General features: G+C 45.8%; 5 protein-coding genes and 1 other RNA gene. 4 read left to right on the top strand and 2 right to left on the bottom strand.

Annotated features, from left to right (window positions below):
• Together rnpB and WJ238_RS11405 are read left to right on the top strand one after the other, a co-directional pair.
• An RNA gene (rnpB, locus tag WJ238_RS11410) (RNase P RNA component class A) lies at window positions 1-311 on the top strand; the annotation flags it as partial.
• 103 nt (window positions 312-414) lie between these two features.
• Entirely contained in the window at window positions 415-957 is a 543-nt protein-coding gene (locus tag WJ238_RS11405) for a flavodoxin family protein (RefSeq protein ID WP_337606989.1), read from the top strand.
• Window positions 958-1,086: 129 nt separating this feature from the next.
• On the opposite strand, the gene WJ238_RS11400 is transcribed toward WJ238_RS11405, so the two are convergent.
• Together WJ238_RS11400 and pyrB are read right to left on the bottom strand one after the other, a co-directional pair.
• Window positions 1,087-1,542 (bottom strand): aspartate carbamoyltransferase regulatory subunit, encoded by a 456-nt coding sequence (locus WJ238_RS11400; protein ID WP_230106316.1) that lies wholly within the window; start codon window positions 1,540-1,542, stop codon window positions 1,087-1,089.
• A 10-nt stretch (window positions 1,543-1,552) separates the two neighbouring features.
• On the bottom strand, window positions 1,553-2,470 hold the full coding sequence (gene pyrB, locus WJ238_RS11395) for an aspartate carbamoyltransferase (protein WP_230106315.1): 918 nt from the start codon (window positions 2,468-2,470) through the stop codon (window positions 1,553-1,555).
• Window positions 2,471-2,641: 171 nt separating this feature from the next.
• On the opposite strand from pyrB, the gene pheA reads away from it, so the two are divergent.
• Window positions 2,642-3,772, top strand: coding sequence for a prephenate dehydratase (gene pheA, locus WJ238_RS11390; RefSeq protein WP_230106314.1), 1,131 nt, complete (start codon window positions 2,642-2,644; stop codon window positions 3,770-3,772).
• Window positions 3,773-3,837: 65 nt separating this feature from the next.
• Window positions 3,838-4,702: DUF815 domain-containing protein (locus tag WJ238_RS11385; RefSeq protein ID WP_337606988.1), on the top strand; the 865-nt coding region annotated here is incomplete at its 3' end.

Raw genomic sequence — 4,702 nt, 5'->3', positions numbered from 1 at the left:
GCAGGTGAGGAAAGTCCGGGCTTCACAGGGCAGGATGCCGGATAACGTCCGGTGGAGGCGACTCCAAGGCCAGTGCAACAGAAATGTACCGCCGGGAAGATTTCCCGGTAAGGGTGGAAGGGCAGTGTAAGAGACTACCGCCCTCCTGGTAACAGGAGGGGCACATGTAAACCCCATCCGAAGCAAGACCGAATATAGACAATGCGGCGGCCCGTCGCGTCTTAGGTAGGTCGCTTGAGCCTGCCGGCAACGGCAGGCCTAGATAGATGATTACCCAACGACATAACCCGGCTTATCGTTATGCTTGATTTTCAATTTGGGACGTAACAAAGTTTAACTTTGTTACGTCCCAAATTGACATTAGTGGTGGGTAAAAATGCAAAAAGCCCCGGGTAAAATTGGAGGAACAAGTCTATGAAGAATATTGTTGTGATTACGGGAAGCCCGAGAAAGGGCGGAAATAGCGATAAAATGGCAAATGCTTTTATTAAGGGGGCGGCAAGCCAGGGACACAAACTGGCTAAGATTGCAGCGGCTGATATGAATATCCATGGCTGCCATGCGTGCGATGCCTGTTATTCAACAGAAAAGCCCTGTATTTTCCATGATGATTTTAATCAGATTGCGGGGGCGATCCTGGAGGCGGATGTGATTGTTCTTGCTACGCCTATGTACTGGTTTTCTTTTTCCGCGCAGATAAAAGCTCTGATTGACAGATGGTATTCTCTGAATCGGAGCAAGGAAGGATTAAAAGGCAGAAAGGAATGTGTTCTTCTGGCCTGCGGAGCAGATGACAGAGAACATTTTGAAGGTCTGGAGAGGACATATGAAATCATGGCGGAATATCTGCAGTGGAAGGACGCGGGAAGAGTGATCGCACCAGGGGTCAGTGCAGTGGGAGATATTGAAAACACCGATGCTCTGGAAATGGCGGAAGCGCTTGGCAGAAAGATTTGAAATGGCTATGCCAAAGATGCAGAAAAATAGGTGAGAAATAAAAAAGCGGTCGGAAATTTCCGGCCGCTTTTTTAATCCAGTCTGCACATCTGACAGGACTGGCAGTATATACAGTTTTCAATTTAACTTTTATCCGCGGTGCCGGGAACGTCCCTCGTATTTTTCTTCGCAGTACATGCAGCGGTAAATCTCCTTTTCAGGGTCTGTCAGAACAAATACATGATCCAGCTCCTGTTCAATAGAAGTAATACAGCGGGGATTCTTGCAGCGGATTACATTTGTGATCTTTTTCGGCAGGTGAAGCCGCTTTTTCTCTACAATTTCTTCGTCTTTAATAATGTTGATGGTAATATTGTGATCGATGAAACCGAGAATATCAAGGTCAATAAAGTCGATGGGACATTCAATCTTAATGATATCTTTTTTTCCCTTTTTACTGCTTTTGGCATTCTTAATGATAGCTACACAGCAATCCAGCTGATCCAGATGAAGATATTTATAAATTTCCATACTCCGTCCGGCCTGAATGTGATCCAGCACAAAACCTTCTGAAATCCGTCCTACATTTAAAGTATTTTTTACCATGTTTTTCCTCCTATACTTCTATTTCCAGCAGAGTCAATATAAGAGCCATACGAACATAGACGCCGTACTGCATCTGTTTGAAATAAGCGGCCCTTGGATCCTTGTCCACTTCTGTGGAAATCTCGTTTACTCTGGGAAGCGGATGAAGAACATACATATCTTCAGGGGCAAGTTTCATTTTTGCAGCATCCAGGATATAGAAATCCTTCATGCGCACATAGTCTTCTTCATTGAAGAAACGTTCCTTCTGTACGCGGGTCATATACAGAAGGTCCAGTTTTGGAAGGGCGTCCTCCAGGCGTACTACCTCTTCATAAGGAACTTCGTTTTTATCCAGAACATCATGGCGGATATATCCGGGAAGTCTCAATTCTTCCGGCGAGATTAAAATAAAACGGATGCCCGGATAACGAACAAGAGCGTGAATAAGGGAATGTACGGTACGGCCGAATTTCAAGTCGCCGCACAGACCAATTGTCATATTGTCAAGATGCCCTTTCAGGGAACGGATTGTCATAAGATCTGTCAATGTCTGAGTCGGATGCTGATGCCCTCCGTCTCCGGCATTAATAACAGGGATGGAAGAGTGCTGGCATGCAACCATGGGAGCGCCCTCCTTCGGATGACGCATGGCACAAATGTCAGCGTAACAGGAAATGGTACGGATTGTGTCAGATACACTTTCACCTTTTGCAGCAGAACTGGAATCAGCGGAAGAAAATCCCATGATACTTCCTCCCAGATTCAGCATGGCAGCTTCGTGGCTCAATCTTGTCCGAGTACTCGGCTCATAGAATAAAGTAGCCAGCTTCTTTCCTGCACAGGCATGTGCATATTTCTGGGGATTCGCTTCAATATCAGAAGCAAGATCCAGAAGCTGCTCCAGCTCTTCCACGGAAAAATCCAGTGGACTCATTAAATGTCTCATAAATACCTCCTTGATATATATCATCCATTTCCCGAAAATGATCGAAAGAAATGGAAATCTGCTTTTCATACATCATATAATAAATGAAGAAGTTTTTCAATGTCTGCCGTGGATTTTGCCGAGGGTTTGTATTATAATACAATTTAGTATGTGAAAAAGGAGATTGTGAAAATGCAGCAGTTGGAAGAATTGAGAGAGGATCTGGCCGGAATCGACAGCCAGATTGCGGAACTGTATAAAAAGAGAGTAGCGGTCTGTGAGAAGATCGGAGATATAAAAATTGACGCCGGACAGAAAGTATTTGATAAAAAAAGAGAAAAAGAGCAGTTGAGCAGGATTACAAAAGGGATTGATGATGAATTTATGAAGCTTGGGCTGACTGAGCTTTTTGAGCAGCTGATGTCCCAGAGTCGGAAGATGCAGTATCAGATGCTGACAAAAAAAGGTGCCCTTGGGCGTCTTCCCTTTATTGGAGTAGACAAACTGGACTGGGAACAGTCAAGGATCGTTTTCCAGGGGACAGACGGAGCTTATTCCCAGGCTGCTATGCATGCCTATTTTGGAAAGAATGTCAATAGCTTTCATGTGCAGACTTTCAGGGATGCAATGGAAGCAATCGAAGAGGGGTCGGCTGATTTTGCGGTTCTGCCCATCGAGAATTCTTCCGCCGGAGTGGTAAGTGAGACTTACGATCTTCTGGTTGAATTTGAAAATTATATTGTAGGGGAAATCGTCCTGCCTATTGAACATGCCCTGGCCGGGGTAGAGGGGACAACACTGGAAACGATCCAGCGTGTGTATTCTCATCCACAGGCATTGATGCAAAGCGCAAAATATCTGGACGAGCAGAGAGGATGGCAGCAGATTGGTGTGGCCAATACAGCTGTTGCAGCGAAAAAGATCCTAAATGAAAATGATGTGACCCAGGCTGCTATCTGCAGCGAACATGCGGCGGAAATTTACGGGCTGAAAATACTGGACCGCAAAATCAATTATAATGATAACAATTCTACCCGGTTCATTATTGTGACGAACCAGAAGATTTTTCTGAAAGATGCCAAAAAGATCAGCATTTGCTTTGAAGTAGACCATTCCAGCGGTTCCCTTTACCACCTGCTGGCCCATTTTACTTACAATAACCTGAATATGACAAAGATAGAATCCCGCCCGGTAGAGGGGAGAACATGGGAGTACCGCTTCTTCGTGGATTTTGACGGGAACATGGGAGAAGGGGCTGTGAAAAACGCTATCCGGGGACTCAGAGAAGAATCAAGAACTTTGAAAATTCTAGGAAACTATTGATTCCAGCCGCGATGCCAATGACTGGACAGTGCAGTGCCGATAGAAAAGGCAGAAAGGAAGAAAAAATGAGGATACATGAGCTGATCATCTATAAAAATCTGGAGCAGGAACAGATTTTAAATGATATGACGTTTCTGATGGAAAATTACGACAATGAGTACTACAACAAAGAGGACTTGAAAAGTCTTCTCTTTGAGTGTACAGGCAGCATACTGGAGCTGTGCGTGGATCATGGGTTTGAGGGGAATCTCTGGCATGATTACCTGACATTTCTCCTGGCCAATGATGAGAATGCCTACAGCACCTCCTGTGAGATTGTGGGGGAGACAGCAGGAAGCATCAACAAGGTGGCCCGCCATGATTTCGCTATCTTCAAGGAACTGTTCGACTACGATTTCACAGCGATGGAGGCAGACCTTGGCGTGGACTGCGTTTCCATGATACTGGATTACACAGGGTCAGGAACCCACGGCAGTGTGTTCAACAGCCGTATCCGAGATCGAATCTGTGCTCTGGCGAAAAGCCTGGGACAGACAAAGGATGCGGAGGAGTTCAAGGCTTCCGTGACCCAGTTCTACAAGGAGTTCGGTGTAGGTAAGCTGGGGCTTCACAAGGCATTCCGGGTGGTCCACGACGAGGAAGGAGTCCATATTGCGCCTATCACAAAGATTGCCCATGTACAGCTTGACGAGCTGGTGGGGTACGAGAGCGCCAAGAAAAAACTCGTCGACAATACAGAGGCATTTGTGAAGGGACGCCGGGCCAATAACTGTCTCCTCTTCGGAGACGCAGGAACCGGAAAATCCTCCTCCATCAAGGCCATATTAAATAAATATTACGACCAGGGGCTGCGGATGATCGAGGTATACAAGCACCAGTTCCAGGATCTCAATGACGTTATCGCCCAGATCAAGAATAGAAATTACAAAT

Origin of the sequence: Claveliimonas sp. (genome assembly GCF_037273965.1) — a bacterium.
GTDB lineage: Bacteria > Bacillota > Clostridia > Lachnospirales > Lachnospiraceae > Claveliimonas > Claveliimonas bilis.
This window is presented reverse-complemented; position numbering and strand designations above follow the sequence as displayed.

Bases quoted from the DNA above. Each gene is read 5' to 3' on its own strand.
- WJ238_RS11405 (WP_337606989.1), top strand. From the start codon at position 415: ATGAAGAATATTGTTGTGATTACGGGAAGCCCGAGAAAGGGCGGAAAT.
- WJ238_RS11400 (WP_230106316.1), bottom strand. From the start codon at position 1,542: ATGGTAAAAAATACTTTAAATGTAGGACGGATTTCAGAAGGTTTTGTG.
- pyrB (WP_230106315.1), bottom strand. From the start codon at position 2,470: ATGAGACATTTAATGAGTCCACTGGATTTTTCCGTGGAAGAGCTGGAG.
- pheA (WP_230106314.1), top strand. From the start codon at position 2,642: ATGCAGCAGTTGGAAGAATTGAGAGAGGATCTGGCCGGAATCGACAGC.